Origin of the sequence: Bifidobacterium sp. WCA-178-WT-4B, from assembly GCF_009696495.1 — a bacterium.
GTDB lineage: Bacteria > Actinomycetota > Actinomycetes > Actinomycetales > Bifidobacteriaceae > Bifidobacterium > Bifidobacterium infantis.
Window position 1 is genome coordinate 232,529 of sequence record NZ_VULV01000002.1, and the last position, 26,515, is coordinate 259,043.

Annotated in this window: 24 protein-coding genes, 4 tRNA genes and 1 pseudogene; 21 read left to right on the plus strand and 8 right to left on the minus strand. The window is 60.4% G+C overall.

Annotation, left to right across the window (positions count from 1 at the left end):
* Nucleotides 1-78 precede the first annotated feature (78 nt).
* The 7 genes from FYJ31_RS12675 (at nt 79) to tsaD (ending at nt 6,779) form a co-directional block, all read left to right on the plus strand.
* The gene (locus FYJ31_RS12675) at nt 79-858 is read left to right on the plus strand and encodes a ComEA family DNA-binding protein (RefSeq protein ID WP_012577372.1); all 780 of its coding nucleotides are present in this window, start codon (nt 79-81) and stop codon (nt 856-858) included.
* The gene (locus FYJ31_RS02815) at nt 855-2,609 is read left to right on the plus strand and encodes a ComEC/Rec2 family competence protein (RefSeq protein ID WP_195839420.1); all 1,755 of its coding nucleotides are present in this window, start codon (nt 855-857) and stop codon (nt 2,607-2,609) included. Before FYJ31_RS12675 ends, FYJ31_RS02815 begins: the two co-directional genes overlap by 4 nt.
* A 120-nt stretch (nt 2,610-2,729) precedes the next feature.
* On the plus strand, nt 2,730-3,701 hold the full coding sequence (holA, locus tag FYJ31_RS02820) for a DNA polymerase III subunit delta (protein ID WP_154535915.1): 972 nt from the start codon (nt 2,730-2,732) through the stop codon (nt 3,699-3,701).
* A gap of 20 nt (nt 3,702-3,721) precedes the next feature.
* Entirely contained in the window at nt 3,722-4,288 is a 567-nt protein-coding gene (tsaE, locus tag FYJ31_RS02825; RefSeq protein ID WP_012577375.1) for a tRNA (adenosine(37)-N6)-threonylcarbamoyltransferase complex ATPase subunit type 1 TsaE, read from the plus strand.
* Between the two features lie 61 nt (nt 4,289-4,349).
* A complete protein-coding gene (gene tsaB / locus FYJ31_RS02830; RefSeq protein ID WP_154535916.1) occupies nt 4,350-5,168 on the plus strand; it encodes a tRNA (adenosine(37)-N6)-threonylcarbamoyltransferase complex dimerization subunit type 1 TsaB in 819 nt (272 codons plus the stop codon).
* Nucleotides 5,169-5,184: 16 nt separating this feature from the next.
* Nucleotides 5,185-5,739, plus strand: a complete 555-nt coding sequence (gene rimI / locus FYJ31_RS02835) for a ribosomal protein S18-alanine N-acetyltransferase (RefSeq protein WP_195839421.1) — start codon at nt 5,185-5,187, stop codon at nt 5,737-5,739.
* Nucleotides 5,736-6,779 (plus strand): tRNA (adenosine(37)-N6)-threonylcarbamoyltransferase complex transferase subunit TsaD, encoded by a 1,044-nt coding sequence (gene tsaD / locus FYJ31_RS02840; RefSeq protein ID WP_029679520.1) that lies wholly within the window; start codon nt 5,736-5,738, stop codon nt 6,777-6,779. Before rimI ends, tsaD begins: the two co-directional genes overlap by 4 nt.
* 190 nt (nt 6,780-6,969) lie before the next feature.
* Here tsaD and FYJ31_RS02845 read toward each other — a convergent pair.
* The 4 genes from FYJ31_RS02845 to FYJ31_RS02860 all read right to left on the minus strand — a co-directional run bounded on the left by FYJ31_RS02845 (nt 6,970) and on the right by FYJ31_RS02860 (nt 7,393).
* Nucleotides 6,970-7,045: transfer RNA gene (locus FYJ31_RS02845), tRNA-Asn, on the minus strand.
* Between the two features lie 43 nt (nt 7,046-7,088).
* A tRNA-Asn gene (locus FYJ31_RS02850) sits at nt 7,089-7,161 on the minus strand.
* Nucleotides 7,162-7,204: 43 nt separating this feature from the next.
* A tRNA-Asn gene (locus FYJ31_RS02855) sits at nt 7,205-7,277 on the minus strand.
* Nucleotides 7,278-7,320: 43 nt separating this feature from the next.
* Nucleotides 7,321-7,393: transfer RNA gene (locus FYJ31_RS02860), tRNA-Asn, on the minus strand.
* A gap of 308 nt (nt 7,394-7,701) precedes the next feature.
* Between FYJ31_RS02860 and FYJ31_RS02865 the strand changes: the two genes are divergently transcribed.
* Entirely contained in the window at nt 7,702-8,391 is a 690-nt protein-coding gene (locus FYJ31_RS02865; protein WP_060620973.1) for a M23 family metallopeptidase, read from the plus strand.
* A gap of 77 nt (nt 8,392-8,468) precedes the next feature.
* On the opposite strand, the gene FYJ31_RS02870 is transcribed toward FYJ31_RS02865, so the two are convergent.
* Both FYJ31_RS02870 and FYJ31_RS02875 read right to left on the minus strand, forming a co-directional pair.
* Entirely contained in the window at nt 8,469-10,100 is a 1,632-nt protein-coding gene (locus FYJ31_RS02870; RefSeq protein ID WP_144099434.1) for a substrate-binding domain-containing protein, read from the minus strand.
* Nucleotides 10,101-10,348: 248 nt separating this feature from the next.
* Nucleotides 10,349-11,569: an NADP-dependent isocitrate dehydrogenase gene (locus FYJ31_RS02875; RefSeq protein WP_007056123.1), complete on the minus strand. Its 1,221-nt coding sequence runs from the start codon at nt 11,567-11,569 to the stop codon at nt 10,349-10,351.
* 127 nt (nt 11,570-11,696) lie between these two features.
* Between FYJ31_RS02875 and FYJ31_RS02880 the strand changes: the two genes are divergently transcribed.
* From FYJ31_RS02880 to rlmN, 10 genes are all read left to right on the plus strand, one after another.
* Nucleotides 11,697-12,821: a GuaB3 family IMP dehydrogenase-related protein gene (locus FYJ31_RS02880; protein ID WP_012577405.1), complete on the plus strand. Its 1,125-nt coding sequence runs from the start codon at nt 11,697-11,699 to the stop codon at nt 12,819-12,821.
* Nucleotides 12,822-12,981: 160 nt separating this feature from the next.
* On the plus strand, nt 12,982-13,473 hold the full coding sequence (locus tag FYJ31_RS02885) for a hypothetical protein (protein ID WP_195839422.1): 492 nt from the start codon (nt 12,982-12,984) through the stop codon (nt 13,471-13,473).
* A 90-nt stretch (nt 13,474-13,563) separates the two neighbouring features.
* The gene (locus FYJ31_RS02890) at nt 13,564-15,660 is read left to right on the plus strand and encodes an AMP-dependent synthetase/ligase (protein WP_144099436.1); all 2,097 of its coding nucleotides are present in this window, start codon (nt 13,564-13,566) and stop codon (nt 15,658-15,660) included.
* A 5-nt stretch (nt 15,661-15,665) separates the two neighbouring features.
* Nucleotides 15,666-16,154: a peptide deformylase gene (gene def / locus FYJ31_RS02895; protein WP_007052751.1), complete on the plus strand. Its 489-nt coding sequence runs from the start codon at nt 15,666-15,668 to the stop codon at nt 16,152-16,154.
* 349 nt (nt 16,155-16,503) lie between these two features.
* On the plus strand, nt 16,504-17,349 hold the full coding sequence (gene rpsB / locus FYJ31_RS02900) for a 30S ribosomal protein S2 (RefSeq protein WP_012577408.1): 846 nt from the start codon (nt 16,504-16,506) through the stop codon (nt 17,347-17,349).
* A gap of 78 nt (nt 17,350-17,427) precedes the next feature.
* Complete coding sequence (gene tsf / locus FYJ31_RS02905) at nt 17,428-18,279, plus strand: translation elongation factor Ts (RefSeq protein ID WP_032744165.1); 852 nt, start codon at nt 17,428-17,430, stop codon at nt 18,277-18,279.
* A gap of 202 nt (nt 18,280-18,481) precedes the next feature.
* On the plus strand, nt 18,482-19,222 hold the full coding sequence (gene pyrH / locus FYJ31_RS02910) for a UMP kinase (RefSeq protein WP_012577410.1): 741 nt from the start codon (nt 18,482-18,484) through the stop codon (nt 19,220-19,222).
* A 70-nt stretch (nt 19,223-19,292) separates the two neighbouring features.
* The gene (frr, locus tag FYJ31_RS02915) at nt 19,293-19,844 is read left to right on the plus strand and encodes a ribosome recycling factor (protein ID WP_012577411.1); all 552 of its coding nucleotides are present in this window, start codon (nt 19,293-19,295) and stop codon (nt 19,842-19,844) included.
* Between the two features lie 22 nt (nt 19,845-19,866).
* A complete protein-coding gene (locus FYJ31_RS02920) occupies nt 19,867-20,853 on the plus strand; it encodes a phosphatidate cytidylyltransferase (RefSeq protein ID WP_012577412.1) in 987 nt (328 codons plus the stop codon).
* 212 nt (nt 20,854-21,065) lie between these two features.
* A complete protein-coding gene (gene rlmN / locus FYJ31_RS02925; protein WP_012577413.1) occupies nt 21,066-22,235 on the plus strand; it encodes a 23S rRNA (adenine(2503)-C(2))-methyltransferase RlmN in 1,170 nt (389 codons plus the stop codon).
* A gap of 33 nt (nt 22,236-22,268) precedes the next feature.
* Here rlmN and FYJ31_RS02930 read toward each other — a convergent pair.
* A pseudogene (locus FYJ31_RS02930) lies at nt 22,269-22,763 on the minus strand (type 1 glutamine amidotransferase domain-containing protein); the annotation flags it as partial.
* 87 nt (nt 22,764-22,850) lie between these two features.
* On the opposite strand from FYJ31_RS02930, the gene hisF reads away from it, so the two are divergent.
* From hisF to trpE, 3 genes are all read left to right on the plus strand, one after another.
* A complete protein-coding gene (hisF, locus tag FYJ31_RS02935) occupies nt 22,851-23,621 on the plus strand; it encodes an imidazole glycerol phosphate synthase subunit HisF (protein WP_007052761.1) in 771 nt (256 codons plus the stop codon).
* 134 nt (nt 23,622-23,755) lie between these two features.
* The gene (gene hisI / locus FYJ31_RS02940) at nt 23,756-24,151 is read left to right on the plus strand and encodes a phosphoribosyl-AMP cyclohydrolase (protein ID WP_060620981.1); all 396 of its coding nucleotides are present in this window, start codon (nt 23,756-23,758) and stop codon (nt 24,149-24,151) included.
* Between the two features lie 81 nt (nt 24,152-24,232).
* Nucleotides 24,233-25,789, plus strand: coding sequence for an anthranilate synthase component I (trpE, locus tag FYJ31_RS02945; RefSeq protein ID WP_136500974.1), 1,557 nt, complete (start codon nt 24,233-24,235; stop codon nt 25,787-25,789).
* 64 nt (nt 25,790-25,853) lie between these two features.
* On the opposite strand, the gene pcp is transcribed toward trpE, so the two are convergent.
* Nucleotides 25,854-26,501: a pyroglutamyl-peptidase I gene (gene pcp / locus FYJ31_RS02950; RefSeq protein WP_144099437.1), complete on the minus strand. Its 648-nt coding sequence runs from the start codon at nt 26,499-26,501 to the stop codon at nt 25,854-25,856.
* Nucleotides 26,502-26,515: the final 14 nt, after the last annotated feature.

Genomic DNA, 26,515 nt, shown 5'->3' on the forward strand with positions numbered 1-26,515 from the left:
TGTGGATAACTTCATAAGCTAGAACCACATACCCCGTTTCAGCTGGACAAACGCCCATGAATCCATCAGCGTGGATGCATGGGCGTTTCTCATAACCATCGCGCAGACCATGCCGCCAACCGTTTGCGCGCATTCAGCAGGCAGAGCGAAGCCATGCCCCAACCGCGAGTGGAACGGCCCACGACGCCTCCGCCGCCTCCCGGCCATGCACGGATTCGTCCGGCCGGCCACCCGCCCCAAAGGGCGCAGAGCGGCCTGCGGCAGGCGACCCGTGACAAACGTGCGTTATCGGATCTGATTGGCGTACGTTCCGCCGATGCCGTCGGAGAATCAGCCAGACTCACCCGGGATCAGCCGCGATTGTCGTTCACCATTGGGCATGCCTTGGCCGTGATATTGCTGCTGATCGTCGCCCTTGGCATCAGCTTGGCATTGCTGGTCCAGCAGTCGATGAATATGGCCATGCTGTCTCAACCGACCGCCATGCAGACCACGGGCGGCTCCGCTGGAGATCAGACGATGCCATCGCAGAACACCACAGACGAGAAACGCACGGATCCGCAGCAGTCGGAGCATTCCGATGCCACAGCGAACCCCGAATCGGATACCACGCAATCTCCGCACATGCAGACGGACGGCAGCGATGCCGGCGCTTCCACGCATGGTCTCATCAACCTCAACACGGCCACCGCTGAGGAATTGCAATCCATCAAAGGTATTGGGCCGGTTACCGCTCAGCGGATCATTGATCATCGCACGGCGATTGGCGGGTATGCATCAGTCGATCAGCTGCTGGATGTCAAAGGCATCGGCTCCAAGACGCTGGAGACCATGCGAGGGCAGGTGACGGTCGGATGAGCAGGGATCGGATACTGCGCGAGCAGGGGAGCCGCGATTGGAGGATGCTGCCGATCGCCATAGTGATGTGGGCGGCGAGTCTGGGAGCGCACGCATTATTCGCATGGAGGATGTCTGATGGACTCGGCACCGGTCAGGCAAAGGCCGATGCCGGAGCTGGCATTGACGCCACCATAATCGGCATGGAATGGCCTGTCACACGAATATTACCTATAACAGTGGCGTCATGTGCTGCCGTGGCGGCGATGATCGTGGTGTCTTTCCGCCTGCGAATCAGGTGGACGGGAACATTGACCGTATGCGTTGCGGTGGCGTGCATCGGCAGCATGGCGGCAATCGCGTCGGACACCATTGCCTGGCATGATCCTGCCTCCGCACAAGCTCGCCAATCCAGTTCATACCACGAAGTCATGGCCACGGTGACGACGCCCGTGATCGCTTCGGACCAACGCACATACGATTGTCAGACGGACATACGGCTGAACGGCATCACTGTGGATGGCACGGACGTACGTTCCACGGTCGCCGTGCGCGTATACGCCGATGAATCGTATTGTGGGCAGTTGCGTCGAGGCGCGGTCTATCTGTTGACGGGCGTATTGCAGCAAGCGCGATATGGACGCATACCGCTATGGCTGCTCTTGGAAGGAAAACAGCCGGTAGCGCAGGTGCGGGCTCCGCCGTGGCATCTCGCCGCGATTGCGCAGGTGCAGGAGGCGTTTTTCACCGTGACCGAGCAATTGTCCGATCAGGGGCGTGTGTTGGTGCCGGGATTGACGATGGGTGTGCTTGGCCAGGATTATATCGGCGGCGATGCCGGTCCGATGCCGGTCAACAGCACGTATGCGCAAACGTTGGAAAATCAGTTCCGCCGGTCCGGCATCATGCACCTCATGGCCGTATCCGGCGGTCACTTCGTACTGGTGGCAGGACTGGTGCGTCGGTTATGCATGTGGATGCTGCTTGATCGGCGGCTGACGGCGTTGCTGGTCTCTGGAGTATATGCGCTGCTGGCATTGACGATGTTCCCCAGTGATTCGGTCACCCGCGCGTTCATCATGGGATTGATAGGTGCGTTGGCGTATGCGATGGGACGGCGTACGCAAGCGTTGAGCGCCCTATGCTGGATGATAATCGGTGTATTGGCGGTGAACCCGGATATGTCGGCCAGCTACGGATTCGCCTTGTCTTCGGCCGCCGTACTGGGTATCGTGCTGTTTGCGGGGCGGCTGGCCGGTGCCTTTGAGCGAGCGATGCCGCACAGCATCGCCGAAATGATGGCGATGACCGTGGCCGCGCAATTGTTCACCCTGCCGATTCAGGTGTTGATGGAACCGGAATTGTCGTTGCTGTCCGTGCCGGCGAACCTGCTGGTGTCACCGTTCGTGGGATTGGCCACGATGGCGGGATTGATGGCACTGGCCTGCGCATGGTGCACGCCATGGCTGGCCGGCGTATTCGCGTGGATATCGTCATGGGGCACGCTGGTGATGGAACGGGTGGCGTTGTGGCTGGGCGGCAGCACGATGGCCGTTATCCCATGGAAAGACGGCGTTACGGGTGCCGTGCTGATTGTGGCGGCGGAAATCGGTATCGGCATGCTACTGGTGTTCGTCAGCCGTTGCCTCCAGCATGTCCGTCGTTATGAGGCCGGAATGTCTGGCGTGCGCTTCGGTTCCGCTTGGCGCGTCCGCCTCAGTCTCTGGTGTGAGGAGACGAGACGCCTCTTTACGCGGCGGCAAGCCGAATAGCCAATGCGGTATTCGGTGCAGCAACCATCGCAATCCCAGCCGAATACCACTATCTTGACGGCAGCGGCAAAATCGTGATGCCGGCAGGTCATTGTCCAACCTGTGTGGCGAGATGGTGGCATGGCGAAAACAGCAGCGAATGCACCGGTAACCGTGGTGCCCGGAGGCGACTCGTATTTGAACGACGCGCGCACCAAGGCACTGTGCGCGCAGGCGTTGAAGGCGCGGCCCGACGCCGACCTCATCGAACTCGACGCCACATCGGCCGACCAGTATGCCTTCGATGAAGCCGTCAGCCCATCGTTGCTTTCCGACGTTGCCGTGGTCAAACTCGTCAACCTGCAGAATGCCGACGACAAGCTCGCCGAAGCTCTGGTGGCGTACACCAAGCAGGCCGCCAAGGATCCGAACGGCTCCAGCGTGGTGATCTGCCAGCACGAGGGCGGCGTCAAAGGGCGCAAAATCATCGACCAACTGGTGAAAGCCGGCGCTCGCAAAGAGGACGTGCCGGATTTGAAGAAACCGGATGCACAGCTCAATTTCGTGCTCGGAGAATTCGAGAAACGTGGTCGTAGAGTCGAACCGATGGCCGCACAGCAGCTGGTATCCGTACTCGGCGGCAAAACCGGCGAACTCGCCGCCATGTGCGAGCAACTGTGTTTCGACTTTGACGATAATCCGATGGGCCTCGACCGTGTCAACCAGTATTTGACCGCCAATCCGCAGGTCACCGGTTTTGCCGTGGCAGACAAGGCCGTGGAAGGCAAAACCGCAGAAGCCATCGTCATGATGCGTGCAGCTGTGGAACAAGGGACCGATCCCATCGCGCTGATCGGCGCGTTGGCCATGAAGCTCCGTACCATTGCCAAAGCCTCGGCGGTACGGGCCGGCACGATTTCCCAGGCCGAAGCGAAAACCAATCCGTGGGTGCTGAAGAATGCGATGCGCCAACTTGGCGGCTGGACTTCGACAGGACTCGCGCATTGCATCCGTATGCTCGCCTGGGCGGATGAGCAAAGCAAAACAAACGGTGGCGACCCGGTATATGCGCTGGAACGCTGCATTGAAGACATCAGTCATAAAGGTCGGTAAAAGTCGATAAAGGGGTATTTATGAGCGAACACACTATTGCGGCTCCCACCAGCGAGGCCATGCAGGAGCTCGGCCGTCGTGTGGCCGGAATGGTACACGGCGGCGATGTATTGCTGCTCTCAGGCCCTCTTGGTGCCGGCAAAACCACATTCGCCCAGGGCTTCGGGGCGGGGCTGGGCATTACCGAACCCATCGTGTCTCCTACATTCACCATTGCCCGCGAACTCGACGGACATTTCGCCGACGGCACTCCGTCTCATCTGGTGCATGTGGATGCCTACCGTCTGGGCGGCTCAGCCTATGCGCCGGGGCAGGACGCCATCGGGCGTTTGTTGGACGAGCTGGAATCGCTGGGATTGGACGAAGAACTTGAAGACCCCGGCGAGAACACGGTGGTGCTTATGGAGTGGGGCGAACAAATGGCCACCGCCTTGGCGCCAGAACGACTTGAAATCCATATCGATCGACCTCTCGATTCCTCCGATGCCGCATCCGCTGGATCAGACGGCGAACTCACCAGCAACGGCACTCGTACCGTCGCATTCGTCCCAGTCGGCAAGCGATGGGCCGCGTTCGATCTGCAGTAAGCCATGCGCCTATAGACTCCTCGATGTACACTCTCTAGAGGCTTTACGACTAGGAGGATTCATGGGTGGCACGTTGGTGATTGACACCTCATTCGGCTCGACGGTCGGCATTGTGGGGCGCGATCCCATTGTAGAGACCGATTCGCGCACCCATGTGGAGAAACTGCAGGTCAATATCGCGCGCGCGGTCGAGGAGGCCGGGTTCCCAGCATCTGACATTGCAACAGTCATTGTGGGTACCGGTCCAGCCCCCTTTACTGGTCTGCGTGCCGGTATCGTTACGGCCAAGGCACTGGCTTTCGCAACGGGAGCGACGCTTATCGGCCATAATGTTCTTGAGTCTCAGGTGCAATGGAATCTCATTCGCCGTGGCAAAGCCGGCACTCTCGGCGATACTCATAAATGCCATGTGCTCACTCTTGCCGTAAACGACGCACGCCGCAAGCAACTCTATTTTGCGTTGTACTCGGACCCGCTCGTTGGCGATCCCGATGGCGAAACCGTGGCGACGGCTCTGATTGACATGGATATCGATTACCCTGCATCCATCGCGCAGCGCGTGAATGATGCCGTTCATACGTACCGCGACGGACTTATGCCAGAAGACAGCAATGTGGATGTGGTCGTGGATGTTGTGGGTCATGGGGCCCGCAAATATGCGGATGCGCTGGGTGCAATCGAGCAGCTTGGCGACATCACCGATGAATCCGTATTGGACCAAGGGGAGCAAGGTCTCGCTATCTTTGCCACTGATGCGGAACTGGTTGCCAACCGTAATCCCGATACGCCGGTCGAACCGTTGTACCTGCGCCGTCCGGACGCCGAAGTGCCGAATCCGCTGAAGCACGTGCTCGGCCATGCCGGTGCCGATAAGGCGTGAAGTGGGTTGTGGCCCGATGATTGTTGACATCACTGCCGTAAGTCGTGATCTTGCGGTTTGCTCCATCGCACAGTTGGAAGGCGAACTGTTCGGCCTCGGCGCATGGAATGCGAACATGGTGCGAGAGGAACTGGACGCACCGGCCCGCACGTATCTGCTGGATGTGCTGGGAGAGGTGGAACAGGCGGTTGTCCGCGGCTACGCCGGCTTCTGGTATGACGGCGAGGACGCCGAGCTCATGACCATCGGCGTGGGCAAGGCATACCAGCGGCAAGGCATCGCCGCTGCGTTGCTTCAGGCACTGGTCGACGAGGCGAAGCGTCAGGGCGCCTCGCGCATGCTGCTCGAAGTGCGTGTGGATAACGACCCTGCGCTGGCCCTGTATCACCGGTTCGGATTCGAACGCATTGGATTGCGCAAACGCTACTACCAGCCTGAAGGCATCGACGCATACACCATGAGCTTGGACCTGAAACCTAGGGTCGTGGGCTTTGCCGCCTCGCAGACGGCATCGGCGGACACTGAAGACATCACTGGCAAGCAAACGGAGAAGAACGGAGAAGCACGATGAGCGAACCGGTTGTACTGGGCATTGAATCCACCTGCGACGAAACCGCGGCCGCCATCGTACGCGGCCGCGAACTGCTCTCCAACGTCGTGGCCTCATCCATGGAGGAACACGCGCGATACGGCGGCGTGATCCCCGAAATCGCCTCCCGTGCGCACGCTGAGGCCTTCGTGCCATGCGTGTCCAAGGCGCTCGCCGACGCGAACATGACGTTGGCGGACGTGGACGCCATCGCCGTGTCCGCCGGTCCTGGACTGGCCGGTTGCCTGGCCGTGGGCGTGTCCGGCGCCAAGGCGCTGGCCTGGGCTGCGAACAAGCCGATTTACGGCATCAACCATGTGATCGGGCACATCGCCGTCACTCAGCTGCAGTTCGGCCCGTTCCCCAAGGACACGCTGGCTCTGATTGTCTCCGGCGGCCACACCTCGCTGCTGCATGTGGAGGACATGCCGCGCAAGATCGATGTGGTGGGCACCACGCTGGATGACGCGGCGGGGGAGTGCTTCGACAAAGTCGCCCGTCTGCTCGGCTTCCCGTATCCGGGCGGCCCGCACATCGACCGCCACGGCCAGAACGGCGACCCGCACGCCATCAAGGTGCCGATGGGTCTGACCCAAGGCAAGGCCGGTGCCGCGCACCCGTATGATTTCAGTTTCTCCGGTGTCAAGACCGCCGTGGCCCGTTGGGTGGAAAGCGAGCAGGCCGCCGGCCATGAGATTCCGGTGGACGACGTGTGCGCATCCCTGGCCGACTCCGTGGCCACCGTGCTAGCCCGTAAGTCCATGCGCGGCTGTCGGCAGTACGATTCCAACACGCTGATCGTGGGCGGCGGCTTCTCCGCCAACTCGCAGCTGCGCGCCAAACTGCTCGAATTCGGCGAGAACTACGGCGTCGACGTCCGTATCCCGCAAATCAAGCTCTGCACCGACAACGGTGCCATGGTCGCCATGCTCGGCGTGAACCTGGTCGAAGCCGGCGTGGCCCCCAGCGCCCCCGACTTCCCGATCGACTCCGCCATGCCCCTGACCAAGGTCTCGATGTAAGATTTGCACGGTATTCCCAGACTGATACTGGGAATACCGTGCCTCTCATCGGTGAATTGACAGTGTCCTGTTTGCCTGATGTGAGTAGTGGTGAGGTCTTCGCCATGGATTTCCCGGTTGATGATGGGGTGTCGTGTCTGGTCACCAATGCGATGAAAATAAAAAAGCCTCGGAGAATCGAGGCTTTCGATGGCTCCTGCGACTGGGCTTGAACCAGTGACCGTCCGATTAACAGTCGGATGCTCTGCCAACTGAGCTACGCAGGAATATTCAATTTTCATCCCGTCCCGAGTTACCCGTTCAGGTGAGCTCCTGCGACTGGGCTTGAACCAGTGACCGTCCGATTAACAGTCGGATGCTCTGCCAACTGAGCTACGCAGGAATATTCAATTTTCATCCCGTCCGGAGTTACCCGTTCAGGTGAGCTCCTGCGACTGGGCTTGAACCAGTGACCGTCCGATTAACAGTCGGATGCTCTGCCAACTGAGCTACGCAGGAATATTCAATTTTCATCCCGTCCGGAGTTACCCGTTCAGGTGAGCTCCTGCGACTGGGCTTGAACCAGTGACCGTCCGATTAACAGTCGGATGCTCTGCCAACTGAGCTACGCAGGAATGTCTGCTGTGTTTGAGATTTCTCTCGCGCACAAGTCACACATTCTACATGCTTGCCACGAAAAAGCAAATTACATGCGTGTATGGCATGTCGCGCTGAATTCCGCAGAATCGGACTCATCGAATACCCACTCATACAACATGACGATGCGGCGATACTGTCACGCGAAATCTCATTGTGGATAACTTCGGAAGCTGGAACCACATAGGTCGTTCTGACTGGACATCCTGTTTCGGACCCCTCAAGGTGGGTATCACCGGCAAAGAAGCCGGAATCACATCACACTTACACTATGGGGAGGAATCTCATGAATGCACCACTGTTGTTTGATTGGCGTCGCGACGAAGCCCGACGTGCCAGCAGGCGGCGTCAGCAAGCGCGTCAGCGGGCTCAGGAACGGCAACGGCGTATGGATGCCATAATCGCGTTGGCCGCCGTTATCGGCCTGCTGCTTGCCTTGGGAGTAGGGCTGGCATCCACGCCTCAGCATGTTGCGCATGCGGATACTGCGGTGACCGGAGATGCGGCATACACGGTGGAGGATTTCACCGATATGTCTGATTTGGCATGGCGCAATGGCAATCAGTGCGAACCCCGGTTCGACTGGCCGGTCGACGATCCACAGGTCGAACAACAGTTCGAGCGGCCGATCAACCCGTGGGCACCAGGTCATCGTGGCGTGGATCTTGTTGCGGAGCAAGGTACCGTAATTCTGTCACCACAGGCAGGGACCGTGAGTTTTGCTGGCAAAGTAGCTGGCAAAGATGTGGTGAGTGTACGGCATCGTGGAGGTGTCACGTCAACATTCGAACCGGCTGTTACCGAGCTCTCGGTGGGGGATACGATCTCCCGCAGACAGCCCGTAGGCATCGTTGAGGGCAACTCGGACCATTGCGAAGACCGTTGCCTGCATTGGGGCCTCAAGCGAGGAACAGCCGACTATCTTGACCCACAGCAATATGCGGGGAGTCGAAAAATCGTACTGAAGCCGTCATGATTCAGCAATGTTTGTCGGCCGGAACAGGGCCGTACGAAAGAGGCATCGCAGGCGGCTAGCGGCGTGACGAGTATGAATCACAGACCGGCATCGGCCAAGGAGATATATCCGGGGGCGATCAGCGCGGACTTGAGATTGCTGGCGCTGACAGCCAGCAACGGTTCATTGATGGTCGGGATCTTCTTCACGCCGCCTACCTCGGAGTTCCTGATTGAAGGCATGGAATTCAGCGCTTCGTTCTTGTTGAGCCTGGCGCAGGCCTGAGCGATATCCGTGGCGATGGTCTGTCTGTCTTCCATGCCGGTCATCCATTGCTTGCCATTGACGATGGATGGGATGTTCGAGACGTACGCGCCGTATCCGGTCACCAGAGGCCATTGCGAGTCACGGTCCTTGTCGGAAGCGGAGGTGTCCTTATCCGCATCGTCATCGGAACTGGATGAGTCGTTTGCGTTGTCGTTTTCCGGGGATTTGATCGGGTCCGGCACGGCGTCGCGGCTGAGATCCTTCTTGCCGGTGATATTGCCGACAATGCCCGAGATGGTGATCTGCGGATTGATATCGGCGGCAGAGCCGGTGTATCCCAGATCGTCCAATTCCTTGACGACCGCGGAGGCGATATAGTCGTTCATCGTGATGATGCCGTCAATACGGGTGAGTGTGGACTGCCCGTCGGTTTTTGCCAGACGCTTGTCAAGCACTTTCGCAGTGGAGCCTTCCTTGGCGGCATCGTAGGCCACGGCTTGCCAATCGTTTTCCGTGGATTTGCCGTCCAAGGTGCCTGAAGGGCTTTCCACAACGCCCTTCTGATAGTAGGAGCCCAGTACCTGCCAGATACCACGGAACGCCTCTTGGGCGAACGTGGAATCGTTGGCGTTGCCTTTTTCGTCCACGGCGGTGTATGGCAGCAGCACCTCAATGTATTTGGGGTTGTCTTTACTGGCCTTATCCAACTTGAGTTTGGACACCATCTTTTCCGCCTGTAGCTTGCCGATGGTCTGGGCGTCCGAGAACTTGACGAAGGCGTCCGGCGTATATCCCTCGATGCTGTTGCCGAGCAATACCACATGCATGCCGGATTCCTTGGCCAGCTTGAGCGATGAGACCAGCCGGTCCACGGCCTGCGCCTGCTCGTCCGATGCAGTGCCGTCGCTCTCAGTGTTGGACGAGTCATCTTTGGAAGAGCTGTCTTCGGAAGAATCACCGTCAGAAGTAGCTCCCTCATCCGTGGCATCGTTGGTGCTCAGGTTCTGGCTGACGTAATCGCCGTATTGGCGAGTGGAAGCGTCGGCCTCGACTACTGGAGCCACGAGCAATGTCATGTTGTCGGGCGCGATGGCAATGCCGGAATCGCCCGTGGTGTTATTCGAAAGATGATCGACCACAAAGTCTTGGATGGCGCGGCTTTGCTTGTCCAACGAGTCGGACGTCGTATGATCGATATCGCCTTTCTTGAAACCGGCGTCGACCAGAGCCTTGGTCAGGTCAGGCACCAGCTTCGCCCACTTGTTCAGTGGCGTCTGCTGGTTCAGCGTAATGCCGTCCGAAGGCGTGAACACGGCCACGCCGCCGGAAGAATTGGACGTCACCGTGGTTTGACCATCTACAACGGTCTTATTGTCTGAGGTGCACGCGGTCAGTGACAGCACCATCGCGCAGGATGTGATAATGGCGGCGAGAAGGGTGGTTGAGCGGCGTGCGAACACCATAAGCGGCGAAACCTCCTCAAGCGGGCGTGAAAACAAACTGAATCACGATTCTAGTAGGCCGTATACGAAAAAGTCCCGGACCAGTGGACAAATCGCCACATATCCGGGAACAATTAGGGGTATTACGTGCGTGCATCGAACAACTGTCATGATTATCGTGCTGAGGAACATTCCAGATGAAGCACGACAATCATGACAGTTGGCGACATGACATGACCTATGTAGGTCCGTACGATGTGTTCGATGATTTACTCGGCCAGAGCCTTGGCCAGGTTCTCGTCCAGCGCGTTCATGAAGCCGTCGGTGTCGAGCCACGGTTCGTCCGGGCCGATGAGCATGGCCAGATCCTTGGTCATCTGACCACCTTCAACGGTGTCGACGATGACCTTCTCCAGCGTCTTGGCGAAGTGACGGACTTCGGGCGTGCCGTCCAGATCGGCGCGGTGCTTAAGGCCGCCGGTCCACGCGAAGATGGAGGCGATCGGGTTGGTGGAGGTCTTCTCGCCCTTCTGCCAGCGGCGGTAGTGACGGGTCACGGTGCCGTGCGCCGCTTCGGCCTCGACGGTCTGGCCGTCCGGGGTCATGAGCACGGAGGTCATGAGGCCCAGCGAACCAAAGCCCTGGGCCACGGAGTCGGACTGCACATCGCCATCGTAGTTCTTGCAGGCCCAGATGTAACCGCCGTGCCACTTCAGGGAGCTGGCCACCATGTCGTCGATCAGGCGGTGCTCGTAAGTCAGGCCGGCCTCGGCGTACTTGTCCTTGTATTCGGTCTCGAATACCTCGGCAAAGATGTCCTTGAACTGGCCGTCGTAGGCCTTCAAAATTGTGTTCTTGGTGGACAAGTACACCGGGTAATGACGCATCAGGCCGTAGTTGAAGCAGGCGCGAGCGAAACCGCGGATCGAATCGTTGACGTTGTACTGCACCTGGGCCACGCCGCCGTCTTCGCCGTAGTTGTAGACCACGTGCTGAATCGGCTCGGAGCCATCGTCCGGAGTGAAGGTGACGGTCAGCTGGCCGGCTCCCGGAACCTTGAAATCGGTGGCCTTGTACTGGTCGCCGAATGCGTGACGGGCCACGACGATCGGCTTGGTCCAGCCGGGCACCAGACGAGGCACGTTGCTCATCACAATAGGCTCGCGGAAGATCGTGCCGCCCAGGATGTTGCGGATGGTGCCGTTGGGAGACTTCCACATCTTCTTGAGACCGAATTCCTTGACTCGGGCCTCATCGGGGGTGATGGTGGCGCACTTGACGCCGACATGGTGCTTCTGGATGGCGTGGGCGGCGTCGATGGTCACCTGGTCATCGGTCTCGTCGCGGTGCTCGATGCCCAGATCGTAGTAGTCGAGGTTCACGTCGAGGTACGGCAGGATCAGACGATCCTTGATGTCTTTCCAGATCACGCGTGTCATTTCGTCGCCGTCGAGTTCGACGACAGTGCCTTCGACCTTGATTTTGGCCATGCTTCCTCCTGATAGATGGTGTGAAGATGATTTAGTCATAGCGCATGTTTGTAACGACTTGAAGCAATCGTCCGGTCCGTGGGAAACGGCCTTGTTGGCGTCCCACCCGGGCAATAGGCTTACAACCATGTCTCAGGAAATTGAAATCGGTTTGGGCAAAAAGGGCCGTCTCGGCTACGCACTCGACGATGTGGCGATCGTCCCCTCCCGTCGCACCCGCGACCCCGAGGACGTCTCCACCTCTTGGCAGATCGACGCCTATGAGTTCGATGTGCCGGTGATCGGCGCCCCCATGGATTCGGTGACCAGCCCGGCCACCGCCATCGCCATGGGCAAGATGGGCGCGCTCGGCGTGCTCGATTTGGAAGGTCTGTGGACCCGTTACGAGGACCCGACCCCGCTGTTGGACGAAATCGCCGGGCTGCCGGCCGATCAGGCCACCGAGCGTATCCAGCAGATCTATGCCGAGCCGGTCAAGCCGGAGCTCATCACGCAACGTCTGCACGAGATTCGCGCCGCCGGCGTCACCGTGGCCGGCGCGCTCTCCCCGCAGCGCACCCAGCAGTTCTACTCCACCGTGGTGGACGCGGGCGTGGACCTGTTCGTGATCCGCGGCACTGTGGTCTCCGCCGAGCACGTCTCTTCCGGCCAGGAACCGCTGAACCTCAAGAAGTTCATCTACGACCTTGACGTGCCCGTCATCGTCGGCGGTGCATCCAACTACACCGCTGCCCTGCACCTGATGCGCACCGGCGCGGCCGGCGTGCTCGTCGGCTTCGGCGGCGGCGCGGTCTCCGCCACTCGCCAGACCATCGGCGTGCAGGCCCCGATGGCCACCGCCATCGCCGACGTGGCCGAGGCCCGCCGCGACTACATGGACGAATCCGGCGGCCGCTACGTGCAGGTCATCGCCGACGGCGGCATGGGCGACTCCGGCAGCTTCGTCAAGGCCCTGGCCCTCGGCGCCGACGCGGTCATGCTCGGCGCGCCGCTGGCCCGCGCCACCGAGGCCCCCGGCAAGGGCACCCACTGGGGTTCCGAAGCCCGCCACCAGACGCTGCCGCGCGGCTCCCGCACCACGGTCGGCACGGTCGGCCCGCTCGAACAGGTGCTGTTCGGACCGAGCCACCAGGCGGACGGCAAGACCAACTTCATCGGCGCCCTCAAGCGCGCGATGGCCTCCACCGGCTACGTCGACGTGAAGAACTTCCAGCGTTGCGGCATGGTGGTCAACCCGTATTCCGCACGATAATCCCGATTACCCCCTGAAGATGGGGGTTTGCCCTCCATGCAGGAGGCTTAACTTGTCCGAAGGCGCGCTCAAGTCGTTTGACTTGGCGCGCCTTTCGTGATGTTGTAGTACAGACGCTCGCCGATGATGGTGAGTTGCAAGGGGGCTTGAAGGGGTCATCATGGAGTATTCGGGATTTTTCCACGGCACATATCAGTACGGGCCGTTGCCGAGTTATGACGGATTCATCGTTGTGGAGCTGTCGGATCGCCCGGTGCGGTATCACATCCAACCCACCTTCATAGGCGGGCTGAATGCGAAGGAATGTCATTCCATGGCCATGGCTGCATGCCGCATCGCCTGCACATCGGCGGACGCGATACGTGGCAAACTCAGCGTCGCACATCTCAACAGAGCCATGACAAAACCATGCCTGGACCGGCTGCAAACCATGCAATACCTGCTCGGCACCCACATGGTCACTCATCCGGAGCTCAAAGCGAAATTCTGCTATCTGCCCACTGTCCCCACATTGATCGACGGCATGATCACCAGCAAGGACACGCTGGAAATGGCGGTATTCATGACCATCGGCCAGGAAAATCTGCGAGTCAACCTCAAACTGAAGTACATCGGTTCCCGATGGATGTGCATCTATGCCGATCTGGGCTGACCAGACGGCCCCGCCCGCACACCGATTCCTACGCTGGCAGCGGAAGACGGTTCTGCCGTGTCATAGGCTGGTTCGCCTATAGTAGTGATCATGCGTGAACATGTAGAAGAACCCAGATATGTCACCACCGATGACGACACCGTCTACTCGCTGCTGGCCAAACGAGCAGCTCGCACGCCGGATGACGTCATCGCGGAATGGCAGGATGACAACACCCACCAATGGCGCAGCGCCACAGCTACTGAAATGCTGTCCCGCGTACGCGAGGTGGCCAAGGGACTGTTGGGACTTGGCGTCAAAGCCGGCACCATGGTGCTGATTTACTCGCCTACCTGCTATGAGTGGGGTGTGACTGATTTCGCTTGCGCGGCAATCGGCGCTGTGGTTGTGCCCGTCTATGAGACCGATTCCGCCCGTCAGACCGCGGGCATCGTCGAGGAAGTCGATCCCGCCATCGCCTTTGCCGGCGACTTCCAGCGCGCACAGACGCTTGAGCAGATTCGTGTCAATCATCCGGGCATGAAATACGTGTTCAATTTCAAGGCCGATGGCCTTGACGCTGTCGCTGACTTCGGGCATGGCGTATCCGATGAGACGTTGGATGCGGCTATCGCTCGTATCAAAGCCGATGATCTGCTTACCGTGGTCTACACCTCCGGTTCCACCGGCAAGCCCAAGGGCGCGATGCTCTCCAACCGCAATTACACGCACATCGTGCTTAACGGCTACGAGATTCTGCGTGGCATGCTGTACGACGACAACCGTCTGCTGCTGTTCCTGCCACTGGCGCACTGCTTCGCCCGCTACATCCAGTACGTGTGCATCGGTGGCTGCGGCGTGGTCGGATACATTCCCGACGCCAAGCGACTGCTCGCCGATATCCGCAGCTTCAGGCCCACATACCTGCTCGGCGTGCCGCGTGTGTTCGAGAAGGTGTATAACGCGGCCTCGCAGAAGGCTGGTGCCGGCATCCAGGGGCATATCTTCGCCCAGTCGGTCAAGCACTTCGTCAAGTGGAGCAAGGATGAGCAGGCCGGCCGCGGCCATTCGTTCATCGAGCGCATGCGCCATTCGTTCTACATGGCCACGGTGGGCAAATCCATTCGTTCCGCTCTCGGACCGAACCTCAAATGGCTGGCCTGCGGTGGTGCGCCGCTCAACGTGGATTTGGCCCACTTCTTCAACGGCATGGATGACATCACCTTCATCCAGGGTTATGGCATGACCGAAACCGCCGCTCCGATGCTCGTCAATTGGGAGGATGACAACGAGGTCGGTTCGGTCGGCAAGCCTGGGCCTGGCATGGGCGTGCGTCTTGGCGAAGACGATGAAATTGAGCTGACCGGCCCGAACGTGTTCCTTGGCTACTACAAGCAGCCCGAACTCACCGCACAGACGATGACTGCCGACGGCTGGATCAAAACCGGCGATCTGGGTCGTATCGACGACCGCGGCTTCACCTTCATCACCGGACGCAAGAAGGACATCATCATCACCGCCGGCGGCAAGAACATCAGCCCCGCCCCGATGGAGGATGTCATCGACACCTGCCCGATCGTGGCTCATGCAGTAGTAGTCGGCGACGGCAAGCCGTTCGTATCCGCACTTATCGAGCTCGACCCCGAAATGCTGCATTCCTGGCTGGAAGGTCAGGGCCTCAATGCCGACATGACACTCGCCGAGGCCAGCGGCAACGACGCGGTGCGCGCCTTTATCCAGCAGTACATCGACCAGGCCAACGCCAATGTCTCCCGCGCTGAGTCCGTGCGCAAATTCGCGGTGCTGGATGAGGAATTCAGTCAGGATCACGGCACGCTCACCCCGAGCATGAAAGTGGTGCGTCCCAAGGTGTTGCAGCGCTACGCCACCGTCATCGAAGAGGATCTGTACGCGCCCAAGCCATCCAACAAGCCGTTGCCCGCCACTGCCAAGATCATCGACAGCACGCTGGAGACCGTCAAGAAATCCTCCGAATCGGTCAAGCAGGCGTCCGAACAGGTCAAACAGGCCTCGGAACAGATGAAAACCAGCGTGTCTGATTCGATTGCTAGCGTGTCGGAGAAGATCAAGAAGTCGAAGGCCGAACCCGAAGAGGGCGAGACCGGCGATTCCGCCGACAATGCCGACAATGCCGCTGACACCGGCAGCAAGCTGGACCAGCCGGCTGACGAGAAGAACGAGGAGTAACGATAGTGGCCATCCGTGAGATTAGGGTCGTGCCCGACCCAGTCCTGCGCACCCCCTGCGATGAGATCAAGGAGATCACCCCGGCCGTGCGCCGCCTGGTTGACGACCTGTTGGAAACCGTGGACGATCCGGGCCGAGCGGGCCTGTCCGCCAACCAGATCGGCGTGAGCCTGAGGGCCTTCTCCTACAACATCGACGGCAAGGTCGGCTACGTTCTGAACCCCGTACTCGAGGAGAAGTCCGGCGAGCAGTACGGCGATGAAGGTTGTCTGTCTGTGCCCGGCTTGTGGTACAAGACCCGTCGTGCCGACTACGCGCGCGTGCGTGGCATCGACCTGGACGGCAACGAGGTCGTGCTCGAGGGCTCCGGGCTGATGGGCCGTATGCTTCAGCACGAATGCGACCACCTCGACGGCCACGTGTATTTGGATCGCCTGGAAAAGGAAGAACGCCGCGAAGCCCTGCGCTACATGCGCAATCGTCAGGCGAAGTAGTCCATAATCGGCTCCCGCTGGCGGGAGCCGTCGAACATAGTGAGACTGAGGGTGGTTCTGCAGGTACCGCCCGAAACTCCCCTCAGTCGCCTACGGCGACAGCTCCCCTCAGAGAGGGGAGCCTTTTAGTACCGGCTCCGTGCTATTCTCGGAACTTGTGTGCCACCCGGCAACGGACGCAGTCGCTGGCGTACAGAGCCACCCAATATTGTCAACCGGCACACAACAAATTCGCGTCATGCTCGCGACGGCTTGTGTCGGTCGGCTGCACAACTCGTGAAACCGGGGGAGCAGCTGCACGCAGGTGCGCATGGCCAGGCAAGAACCGACAATGAAAGGTAGTAATACCATGGCTCAGATCACTATGAGCGATATGCTGAAGGCTGGCCTGCACTTCGGCCACCAGACCCGTCGTTGGAACCCGAAGATGAAGCAGTTCATCCTCACCCAGCGCAACGGCATCCACATCATCAACCTGTTCAAGTCGCTCGACATGATCGACAAGGCGTACGACTTCATCAAGACCACCGTGGCCCACAACGGCACCGTGCTCTTCGTCGGCACCAAGAAGCAGGCTCAGGAAGCTATCGCCAACCAGGCCACCCGCGTGAACATGCCCTACGTCTCCGAGCGTTGGCTCGGCGGCATGCTGACCAACTTCCAGACCGTCTCCAAGCGCGTCAACCGCCTCAAGGAACTTGAGGAAATGGACTTCACCGACGTGCACGGCTCCGGCCTGACCAAGAAGGAGCTCCTCCTGCTTGAGCGCGAGAAGGACAAGCTCAACAAGCAGCTGGGCGGTATCCGCAACATGAACCGCACCCCGTCCGCGATGTTCGTCGTTGACATCACCAAGGAAACCCTGGCTGTTGAGGAAGCTCACAAGCTGGGTATCCCGGTTGTCGCCATCGTCGACACCAACGCCGATCCGGACACCGTTGAGTACCCGATCCCGGCCAACGATGACGCCATCCGCGGCATCGAACTGCTGACCAGCCTGATGGCTGACGCCGTCGCCGAAGGTCTGCTGGAGCGCTCCGGCGCCAACAAGACCGAGGGCGAGGCCGCCGAGCAGCCGATGGCCGCTTGGGAGAAGGAACTCCTGACCAACGAGGCTCCTGCCGAGGCTTCCGCTGAAGCCGCCGCTCCGGCTGCCGCCGAGGGCGAAACCGCCGAGGCCCCCAAGGCCGAGTGATGCTCTACGATGGGAAGTGCCTGAATAAGCGCTTCCCATCGTTCATGGGTAAGCAAAATTTCTCAAGGAGAATAATCAATGGCAGCAATTACCGCCGCACTGATCAAGCAGGTTCGTGAAGACACCGGCGCCGGCATGCTCGACGTCAAGAAGGCTCTGACCGAAGCCGAAGGCGACGTCGCCCGCGCCAAGGAAATCATCCGCGCCAAGGGCATCGCCGCAGCCGGCAAGCGTGAAGGCCGCAAGGCCCAGGAAGGCACCATTGCCTCCAAGGTCGTCGAGACCGCCAATGGCGAGACCGGCTACGCCGTCGAACTGAATTCCGAAACCGACTTCGTGGCCAAGACCCCGAAGTTCGTCGAGTTCAGCGAGGAAGTTCTCGGCTACGCCGTGGACGCCGAAGCCAACTCCGCCGACGAACTGCTCGAAGCCAAGGCCGGGGACTCCACCGTCAAACTCGCCGTCGAAGAGGCCGCGGCCCTGTTCGGCGAGCACGTCAAGGTCGGTCAGTTCGCCAAGATCTCCGGCGAGCACGTCGAGGTCTACGCCCACAAGAAGTCCGCCGAGATGCCGCCGAGCATCGTGGCCATGATCGCCACCGACAAGGCCGGTGCCGCCGTGGCCCACGAAGCCGCCCTGCAGATCTCCGCCATGGGAGCCAAGTGGCTGACCCGCGAGGACGTTCCGGCCGATGTGGTCGAGTCCGAGCGTCGCGTGGCCACCGAGAAATCCCTGGCCGAGGGCAAGCCCGAGAAGATCGTTCCGAAGATCGTCGAAGGCCGTCTCAACGCGTTCTTCAAGGAAGTCGTGCTGCTCGAACAGCCGTTCGTCAAGGATCCGTCCAAGACCGTCGGCGACCTGTTCAAGGAAGTCGGTGGCACCGCCACCGCGTTCGCCCGCGTCGAGGTCGGCAAGGGCGAAGAGGAGTGAGCCCGAGGCCCACTTCGCGCGATTAGCGTAGGATTCCGCGAAACGCCATCCGTCTGCACGTCAAACGGATGGCGTTTCGTCGTAAGGGCCCGCGGATCGTCGATGGCGTGTTCCGAGGGTGTCGTTGCCCAAGAGTGTCGTTGTAAACCGATACGCTGGTCTACGGATAATTTCACATGTTCGGTTCTGAGGAAGGCATGATATGACTGATAGCGACAAGCCGCGCAGGGTTCTGCTCAAACTGTCCGGTGAGGCGTTCGGTGGCGGCAAGGTCGGCATCGACACCCATGTGATTCGCCGCATCGCCGAGGAGATCGTCCCGGCCGTACGGCAGGGCGTGCAGGTGGCCATCGTTGTCGGCGGCGGCAACTTCTTCCGTGGCGCCGAACTCCAGCAGGCCGGCATCGACCGCTCCCGCGGCGATTACATGGGCATGCTCGGCACGGTGATGAACTGCCTCGCTCTGCAGGACTTCCTGGAGCAGGAGGGGCAGGCCACCCGCGTGCAGACCGCCATCACAATGGGACAGGTCGCCGAGCCGTATATTCCGCTCAAGGCCATTCGTCACCTCGAAAAGGGCCGTGTGGTGATCTTCGGCGCGGGCGCCGGCATGCCGTATTTCTCCACCGATACGGTCTCCATCCAGCGCTCCCTCGAAATCCATTGCGACGAGGTGCTGATGGGCAAGAACGGCGTCGACGGCGTCTACACCGCCGATCCGAACAAGGACGCGAACGCCAAGCGTTTCGAAACCCTGAGCTACAATCGCGCCCTCGTGGACAATCTGGCGGTCATGGACGCCTCGGCGTTGTCCATGGCCCGCGACAACAAGAAGCGCATCCGCGTCTTCGGCCTCGAAGGGGCGGGCAACGTGACCCGCGCGCTGGTCGGGGACGAGATCGGCACGCTGGTCTCCACCGCCGAATCGCGCGTGGCCGAATAGCATATGGACGTCCCGGATCGGGCGTTCGCTGACGAACAACATCGACAATCATCACATACAAGGAGTGAACATGTCCCTCATTGATCAGGCCAGGGAACAGATGGCCAAGACCGTGGAAAACACCAAGGAGAACTTCTCCGGCATCCGAACCGGCCGCGCCAACCCGGCCCTGCTCAACGGCATCACCGTGGACTACTACGGCGCCCCGACCCCGATCAAGGCCGTGGCCTCCATCGGCGTGCCCGAGCCCCGCACCCTGTCCGTCACTCCGTTCGACGCCTCCCAGGCCGGCGCCGTCGAAAAGGCCCTGCGCAATTCCGACCTCGGCGTCAGCCCGAACCGTGACGGCAACGTCATCCGTCTGACCATGCCGGAACTCACCGAGGAACGCCGCAAGGAATACGTCAAGCTCGCCAAGGGCAAGGCCGAGGACGGCAAGGTGGCCGTGCGCAATATTCGCCGCAAGACCAAGGAAGCCCTCGACAAGGCCGTCAAGGACGGCGAGATGGGCGAGGACGAAGGCGATCGTCTGCTGAAGGATCTCGACAAGGTCACCAAGTCCGTCACCGATGAGATCGACGCCTTGCTGGAAAGCAAGCAGAAGGAGATCATGGAGGTCTGATTCGGACCTGGTACGGAGCATTATGGAACGCAACGAACAACTCCACGAGGAGGCCGAGGAGGCGCTCGACCAGATCAACAAGAAGACCGGCCGCAACATGCCGCAGGCCATCGCCACCGGTGCGGCGCTGGTCATCCTGATCGTCGGGTGTCTGCTGCTGAGCGTCGATCTGTTCGTGTTGCTGGTGGTCGTGTTCATGATCCTGGCGTTGTGGGAGCTCAGGGTGGACTTCGCCACCGTGGGCCTGCATATCCCGGTGATCATGCTGTGGCTGTGCTCGTCCTTCACCCTCATCGCCACGTATTATTCCCCGTACCATCTCATCACGATGTCCCTGAGCATCATCGTGTCGATCATCCTGGTCGCCATCGCGTCCAGCGCGAAGATCAACGTCGGCAACCGCCTCCCACTGGCGGTCGCCGGCAAACTCTCCAGCACGGACGCCAGCGCCCGCCTCGAGTCATCGTTCAACCACGAGGGCGGTGAGCAGCACCATTCCCGGCTCAGCCATGTGGCTGTGTCCGTGCTTACCGTGTTGTACATTCCGTTGTTGGCCAGCTGCATCATCATCTCGCTGACTTTTAATGGGCATCCGATTGCACACGCCATCATGCTGGTGTTCCTTCCTGCCCTATCCGATACGGGCGGTTTGTTTGCCGGTGCCTGGCTCGGCAAACACAAGCTCAGCCCGCGTATCTCGCCGAAGAAGTCCGTTGAGGGCCTTATCGGCTCGATGCTCTTCGCTATGGCTGGCGCGTTCGCCGTATTCGCATGCACGTATGATGCCTCGAAATGGGCCACTCGTTGGTGGATGCCGATCGTGGCGGGTATTCTCATCGGTGCCGTGGGCACGTTCGGTGATTTGTGTGCTTCCATGCTCAAGCGCGATATCGGTATCAAAGACATGGGCCATCTGCTCAAGGGGCACGGCGGTGTGATGGATCGTGTGGATTCCATTTTGATGAGTGCACCATTCACCTGCGCCTTACTGTGGGTCACCGGACTGTGATTCGCATGCCTCGTGCATGAAACAATGTGGCATCGTGTGTATATCGCACGGTGCCACATGTCATATATGGGGGAAATCATCGTTCAATATGCGTTCGCCATGGGCTAAGACATGGGCCATCTGATTCGTATGCGGCACGCCGTATGGTGGATTCTGATATTTCTATTGCATGTTTGACTATTTTCTGATATTGAGAGCGAAGCGAACCCATCATGACCACACAGCATCCTGACACTCCGGAAACCGGCATTACTCCCGGCGGCACATCAGGTGCCTTCCGTGACGTGCTATCCAAGGACCATGCCCGCCGTGGTAAGCCGCCGCTGCACTTTGTGGATATGACGCCCGAGCAGCGCATCGAGAAAGCGGCCGAACTCGGATTGCCGAAGTTCCGAGTCAAGCAGCTCGCCAACCATTACTTTGGCCATTTCGATGTAAATGCCGCTGAATTCACTGATTTTCCGGCAGCCAAGCGCAGCGAGGCCGCCGCCGCGTTCTTCCCGCAGCTCATCACCGAGGTGACCCGCCAAGTGGCGGACGAAGGCACCACCATCAAGACCTTGTGGAAGCTGTTCGACGGCTCCCTCATCGAATCGGTGCTTATGCGATACCCGACCCGCACCACGCTGTGCATCTCCTCGCAGGTCGGCTGCGGCATGGGCTGCCCGTTCTGCGCCACCGGCAAGCTTGGCCTGACCCGTAACATGTCCACCGGTGAAATAATCGAACAGGTGCGTGTGGCCGCCAAAATGATGCGCGACGGCGAAGTGGCCGGGGGAGCGGGCCGACTGAGCAACATCGTGTTCATGGGCATGGGCGAGCCGATGGGCAACTACAACTCCGTGCTGTCCGCCGTACGACAGATTTCCGCCATGCCTCCCGAAGGCTTCGGTATTTCCGCGCGCAACATCACCGTATCCACGGTGGGCGTGGTCCCCGGCATCAAGAAGCTCACTGCCGAAGGCATTCCCGTGCGTCTGGCCGTTTCCCTGCATGCCCCCAGCGACGAACTGCGTGACGAGCTGGTGCCGATGAACAAGCGTTTCAACACCACGCAGGTGTTGGATGCCGCGCACGATTATTGGCTGGCCTCCAAGCGCCGCGTCAGTATCGAATACGCGCTGATGCGCGGCATCAACGACCAGGCCGAGCATGCGCAGTTGCTGGCCAAGAGGCTTAACCATTACGGCGACAACTGGGCCCACGTCAACCCGATTCCGCTCAACCCCATCGAGGGCTCGAAGTGGACCGCCTCCAAGCCGGAAGACGAACAGCGGTTCCTGGAGATCCTGCACCGCGCGGGCATCACCGCCACACTGCGTGACACCCGCGGCCAGGATATTGACGGCGCCTGCGGGCAGTTGGCCGCCAAGGAGCGGTAGTTTCGGTGACGGAATCGCCTGCGGCCGATTCCGTCACTTCAGCGCATCCTTGATTGCGCCCACGAAGTAGTCCAGATCGTCGGGCTTGCGGGACGTGATGAGCTTGAAGCCGTTGGCGTCGTCCACGTGCAGCTGCTCGTCGACGTAATGACCGCCCGCGTTCTCGATATCAGCGGCGATATAGCGGCAGGGCGCGGCGGTCTTGCCAGCCACCAGACCCGCGTTGACCAGCAGCCACGCGCCATGGCAGATCGCGGCGATCGGTTTGCCTTCGTGCGTGAACTCCTGCGCCAGCGTGATCGCATCCTCATTGACGCGGATACGATCCACATTGCAGGTGCCGCCGGGCACCACCAGCAGGTCGTAGTCGGCAGCCTGCACGTCGGACAGGCGCGCGTCCGGGGTCAGCGTTTCACCTTCGTTGCGGTCGTGCTGCACCGTCTCACACGGGTCCAAGGTAGTGGCAGCAAGCGTCACCTTGGCGCCGGCGGCCTTGAGATCGCGCAGCGGGCGCGTCAGCTCGGATTCTCATATTCCAGAAACTGGTGCGGCGCATGTAACGGGCGGTAGGTAGTCTGAAGGACTGTAATGCAAAGCCGAACAGGGGAGTGAAGCATGTCGTTGGCGGTACGAGTCATCCCGTGCCTGGACGTTGACGCCGGTCGAGTGGTGAAGGGTGTGCATTTCGAGAACCTCAAGGACGCGGGCGACCCGGTGGAGCTGGCGGCCGAATACTACCGTCAGGGAGCCGACGAGATCACCTTCCTGGATGTGACCGCATCCAGCTCCCACCGCAACACGATGATTGACGTGGTCTCCCGCACCGCCGAACAGGTGTTCATTCCGATGACCGTGGGCGGCGGCGTACGCACGCCCGAGGACGTCGACTCACTGCTGCGCTGCGGTGCAGACAAGGTCGGTGTCAACACGGCGGCCATCAACGACCCGTCGCTTATCAGCCGTGTGGCCGATCGTTTCGGCAACCAGGTGCTGGTGCTCTCCGTGGATGCCCGCCGCGAAAAGGGTGAGCAGCACACGCAGTCGGGTTTTGAGGTCACCACGATGGGCGGCCGCAAATCCACCGGTATTGATGCCATCTGGTGGGTCAAGCGCGCCGAGCAGCTTGGCGCCGGCGAGATTCTGCTTAACTCGATGGACGCCGACGGCACCAAGGAAGGCTTTGACCTCGAGATGATTCGCGCCGTGCGCAAGGAAGTCAAGATTCCGATCATCGCCTCCGGCGGTGCCGGCAAGGTCGAGGACTTCCCGCCCGCCATCGAAGCAGGTGCCGACGCGGTGCTGGCTGCATCCGTATTCCATTACGGCATCCTGACTATCGCCGATGTCAAGGCGGAACTCAAGAAGCACGGCTACACCGTTCGCTAAACGAATACACCTTGCTCCCGCTGGGCGAACAATCCAGTGAATTGTTCGTGGCAATGCGCTATGCGCACGTCGCACATAATCCGGGAGCTGTCAGCGAAGCTGACTGGGGGGTGGCCCACAAAAAGAAGATAGGTATGACAGACACTACATACGACAATTCCACTGAACTCGATCCCCGTATTGCCGCGCGCCTGAAGCGTGACGTCAAGGGTCTGGTCGCCGCCGTCATCCAGCAGTACGACACACACGAGGTGCTGATGGTCGGCTACATGAACGACGAGGCATTACGCCGCACGCTGACCACCGGCCGCGTGACCTTCTGGTCCCGGTCCCGTCAGGAATACTGGCGCAAGGGTGATACCTCCGGCCATGTGCAATACGTCAAGGGCGTGTCCCTGGATTGCGACGGCGACGCACTGCTCGTCGAAGTCGACCAAGTCGGCGCCGCATGCCACACCGGCAAGCGTAGCTGCTTCCTCGAAGGCGGCCCCCTGCCCGTGGTCGAAGGCCATCGCCCGGCCGAGCAGTAGAACGGGCTTTCCTGACTGAGGGAAGCCGAGCGACCGCGTACCATGAAGCAAGACATCGAGTTTGTAGGTAAAGGAGCGAATATGAGCGAATGCAGCGTCAAACACCTGAAGTGGGGCGCCACCTGGCCCAGTCGCGAACAGTTCCACGAACTGGCCGACGCCGGCTACCGTGTGATTCCGATCGTGCGCCGTCTGCTCGCCGACTCGCTCACCCCGGTCGGCTTCTACGAGCGTCTCGCCGGCGGCCGATCCGGCACCTTCATCCTCGAATCGGCGGAATACGGCGGCACGTGGAGCCGTTACAGCTTCATCGGCGTCAACTCGATGGCCCAACTGCGCTCCAACAACGGTCAGGCCGACTGGCTGGGCAAGATCCCGGTCGGCGTGCCCGTCACCGGTGACGTGGTCGAAGTCGCTCACGCCACGTTGAAGACTCTGAAGGCCCCGCATGTGGAAGGCCTGCCGAACCTGACCAGCGGTCTGATCGGCACGGTCGGCTGGGATGCCATCCGCCACTGGGAACCGACCCTGCGCGCCGAAGCTCCGGACGAGACCGGACAGCCTGAGACCGTGCTTGCCCTGGCCACCGATATCGCCGTGGTCGACCACGTATCCGGTTCGGTATGGCTCATCGCCAATGCGGTGAATGTGGATGATAAATCCACTCGCGCCGACGCCGCCTACAACGAGGCCGTCGCTCGACTCGACCAGATGCAGCGCGATGCCGCCACCCCGGCTCCGGACGAGTCCCGCGTCAACATCCTGGACGAAACGGTCGCCCAACCCGAGCTGCGCTTCCGCACCGAGAAGAGCCACTACGAGCAGGCCGTCAAACGCGCCAAGCAGCACATCGTCGACGGCGACGTGTTCCAGGTGGTCATCTCCCAGCGCCTCGACATCGATTCGCCTGCTGACCCGTTCGACGTGTACCGTGTGTTGCGCACGCTGAACCCGAGCCCGTACATGTATTTCATGGCGTTGACCGACGCTCAGGGCCGCGACTTCAACGTGATTGGCTCCAGCCCGGAAACCCTCATCAAGGTGGACAACGGCCACGCGATGACCTTCCCGATTGCTGGATCCCGCCCTCGCGGCGCCACCCCTGAGGAAGACGAGAAATTCGCCAAGGAGCTGCTTGCCGATCCGAAGGAACGCAGCGAGCACATCATGCTCGTCGACCTGTCTCGCAACGACCTGAGTAAGGTGTGCGTGCCGCAGTCCGTGGAAGTCGTGCAGCTCATGGACATCAAGCGTTTCAGCCACATCATGCACATCTGCTCGACGGTCACCGGCAAGGTCGACCCCTCGCTGACTGCATTCGATGTGTTCAAGTCCGCGTTCCCGGCCGGCACGCTGTCTGGCGCTCCTAAGCCGCGCGCAGTCGAAATCATCGACGAGTTGGAACCGGCCGACCGCGGCATCTACGGCGGCACCGTCGGCTACTTCGATTTCTCCGGCAACATGGACATGGCCATCGCCATCCGCACCGCGTTCCTGCGTGACCATGAGGCGAGCGTGCAGGCCGGTGCCGGCATTGTGCTCGACTCCGTGCCCGCCACCGAATGGCAGGAGACGCGCAACAAGGCCGAGGCCAGCGTCGAATCCATCCAGATCGCCGCCCAGTTGCGCGAACTGTAACGTTCAACGCATAGCGATGCCCCCGCTGACAGAAGTTGTCAGTGGGGGCATCGCTGTCTGTATGTCAGTGGGTTGCACCCATGATGTCGGTGGCGTCGGTTTCGGTGCTCACAGCGGCCTCGATGGCAGCTTCGATACCGCGCGCCATGGTCGCGATCTCCATGGTCGGTGTGCCGTTCGGCTTGCCCACGCCCTGTGCGGTCGCATACGGCACATGAATGAAGCCGCCCTTGACGCCGGGGAATTTGTGGTCAATCAGATACAGCACGTTATACATGATGCTGTTGCACACATACGTGCCTGCCGTATACGACATGAATGCGGGAATCCCGTGGTCATTGATGTTCTTGACCATGGCCTTGACCGGCAACGTGGCGAAATACGCGGTGTCACCATCCTCCCGTAACGGCATATCGAACGGCTGCTCGCCATCATTATCGGGAATACGCGCCTCGGCCAAATTAATGGCCACCTTCTCCACGGTCAGAGCCGAACGGCCACCAGCCTGACCAATGCACAGCACATAATCAGGCTGCTCGCGCACCATGGCTTCCTCAACCACGGTCGCACTGCGCGTGAACACCGTCGGAATCTCCAGTTTCACCACTGTCGCACTGGCGATTTCATCCGGCAACAGCTTGACTGCCTCGAATGCGGGGTTAACCGGCTCGCCGCCGAACGGATCGAATCCGGTCACCAGAATCTTGCTCATTATTAGCTCCTTAT

What these genes read in the sequence shown, in the direction of transcription:
- FYJ31_RS12675 (WP_012577372.1), top strand. Translation starts at nt 79, where the DNA reads ATGGGCGTTTCTCATAACCATCGCGCAGACCATGCCGCCAACCGTTTG.
- FYJ31_RS02815 (WP_195839420.1), top strand. Translation starts at nt 855, where the DNA reads ATGAGCAGGGATCGGATACTGCGCGAGCAGGGGAGCCGCGATTGGAGG.
- holA (WP_154535915.1), top strand. Translation starts at nt 2,730, where the DNA reads ATGGCGAAAACAGCAGCGAATGCACCGGTAACCGTGGTGCCCGGAGGC.
- tsaE (WP_012577375.1), top strand. Translation starts at nt 3,722, where the DNA reads ATGAGCGAACACACTATTGCGGCTCCCACCAGCGAGGCCATGCAGGAG.
- tsaB (WP_154535916.1), top strand. Translation starts at nt 4,350, where the DNA reads ATGGGTGGCACGTTGGTGATTGACACCTCATTCGGCTCGACGGTCGGC.
- rimI (WP_195839421.1), top strand. Translation starts at nt 5,185, where the DNA reads ATGATTGTTGACATCACTGCCGTAAGTCGTGATCTTGCGGTTTGCTCC.
- tsaD (WP_029679520.1), top strand. Translation starts at nt 5,736, where the DNA reads ATGAGCGAACCGGTTGTACTGGGCATTGAATCCACCTGCGACGAAACC.
- FYJ31_RS02865 (WP_060620973.1), top strand. Translation starts at nt 7,702, where the DNA reads ATGAATGCACCACTGTTGTTTGATTGGCGTCGCGACGAAGCCCGACGT.
- FYJ31_RS02870 (WP_144099434.1), bottom strand. Translation starts at nt 10,100, where the DNA reads ATGGTGTTCGCACGCCGCTCAACCACCCTTCTCGCCGCCATTATCACA.
- FYJ31_RS02875 (WP_007056123.1), bottom strand. Translation starts at nt 11,569, where the DNA reads ATGGCCAAAATCAAGGTCGAAGGCACTGTCGTCGAACTCGACGGCGAC.
- FYJ31_RS02880 (WP_012577405.1), top strand. Translation starts at nt 11,697, where the DNA reads ATGTCTCAGGAAATTGAAATCGGTTTGGGCAAAAAGGGCCGTCTCGGC.
- FYJ31_RS02885 (WP_195839422.1), top strand. Translation starts at nt 12,982, where the DNA reads ATGGAGTATTCGGGATTTTTCCACGGCACATATCAGTACGGGCCGTTG.
- FYJ31_RS02890 (WP_144099436.1), top strand. Translation starts at nt 13,564, where the DNA reads ATGCGTGAACATGTAGAAGAACCCAGATATGTCACCACCGATGACGAC.
- rpsB (WP_012577408.1), top strand. Translation starts at nt 16,504, where the DNA reads ATGGCTCAGATCACTATGAGCGATATGCTGAAGGCTGGCCTGCACTTC.
- tsf (WP_032744165.1), top strand. Translation starts at nt 17,428, where the DNA reads ATGGCAGCAATTACCGCCGCACTGATCAAGCAGGTTCGTGAAGACACC.
- pyrH (WP_012577410.1), top strand. Translation starts at nt 18,482, where the DNA reads ATGACTGATAGCGACAAGCCGCGCAGGGTTCTGCTCAAACTGTCCGGT.
- frr (WP_012577411.1), top strand. Translation starts at nt 19,293, where the DNA reads ATGTCCCTCATTGATCAGGCCAGGGAACAGATGGCCAAGACCGTGGAA.
- FYJ31_RS02920 (WP_012577412.1), top strand. Translation starts at nt 19,867, where the DNA reads ATGGAACGCAACGAACAACTCCACGAGGAGGCCGAGGAGGCGCTCGAC.
- rlmN (WP_012577413.1), top strand. Translation starts at nt 21,066, where the DNA reads ATGACCACACAGCATCCTGACACTCCGGAAACCGGCATTACTCCCGGC.
- hisF (WP_007052761.1), top strand. Translation starts at nt 22,851, where the DNA reads ATGTCGTTGGCGGTACGAGTCATCCCGTGCCTGGACGTTGACGCCGGT.
- hisI (WP_060620981.1), top strand. Translation starts at nt 23,756, where the DNA reads ATGACAGACACTACATACGACAATTCCACTGAACTCGATCCCCGTATT.
- trpE (WP_136500974.1), top strand. Translation starts at nt 24,233, where the DNA reads ATGAGCGAATGCAGCGTCAAACACCTGAAGTGGGGCGCCACCTGGCCC.
- pcp (WP_144099437.1), bottom strand. Translation starts at nt 26,501, where the DNA reads ATGAGCAAGATTCTGGTGACCGGATTCGATCCGTTCGGCGGCGAGCCG.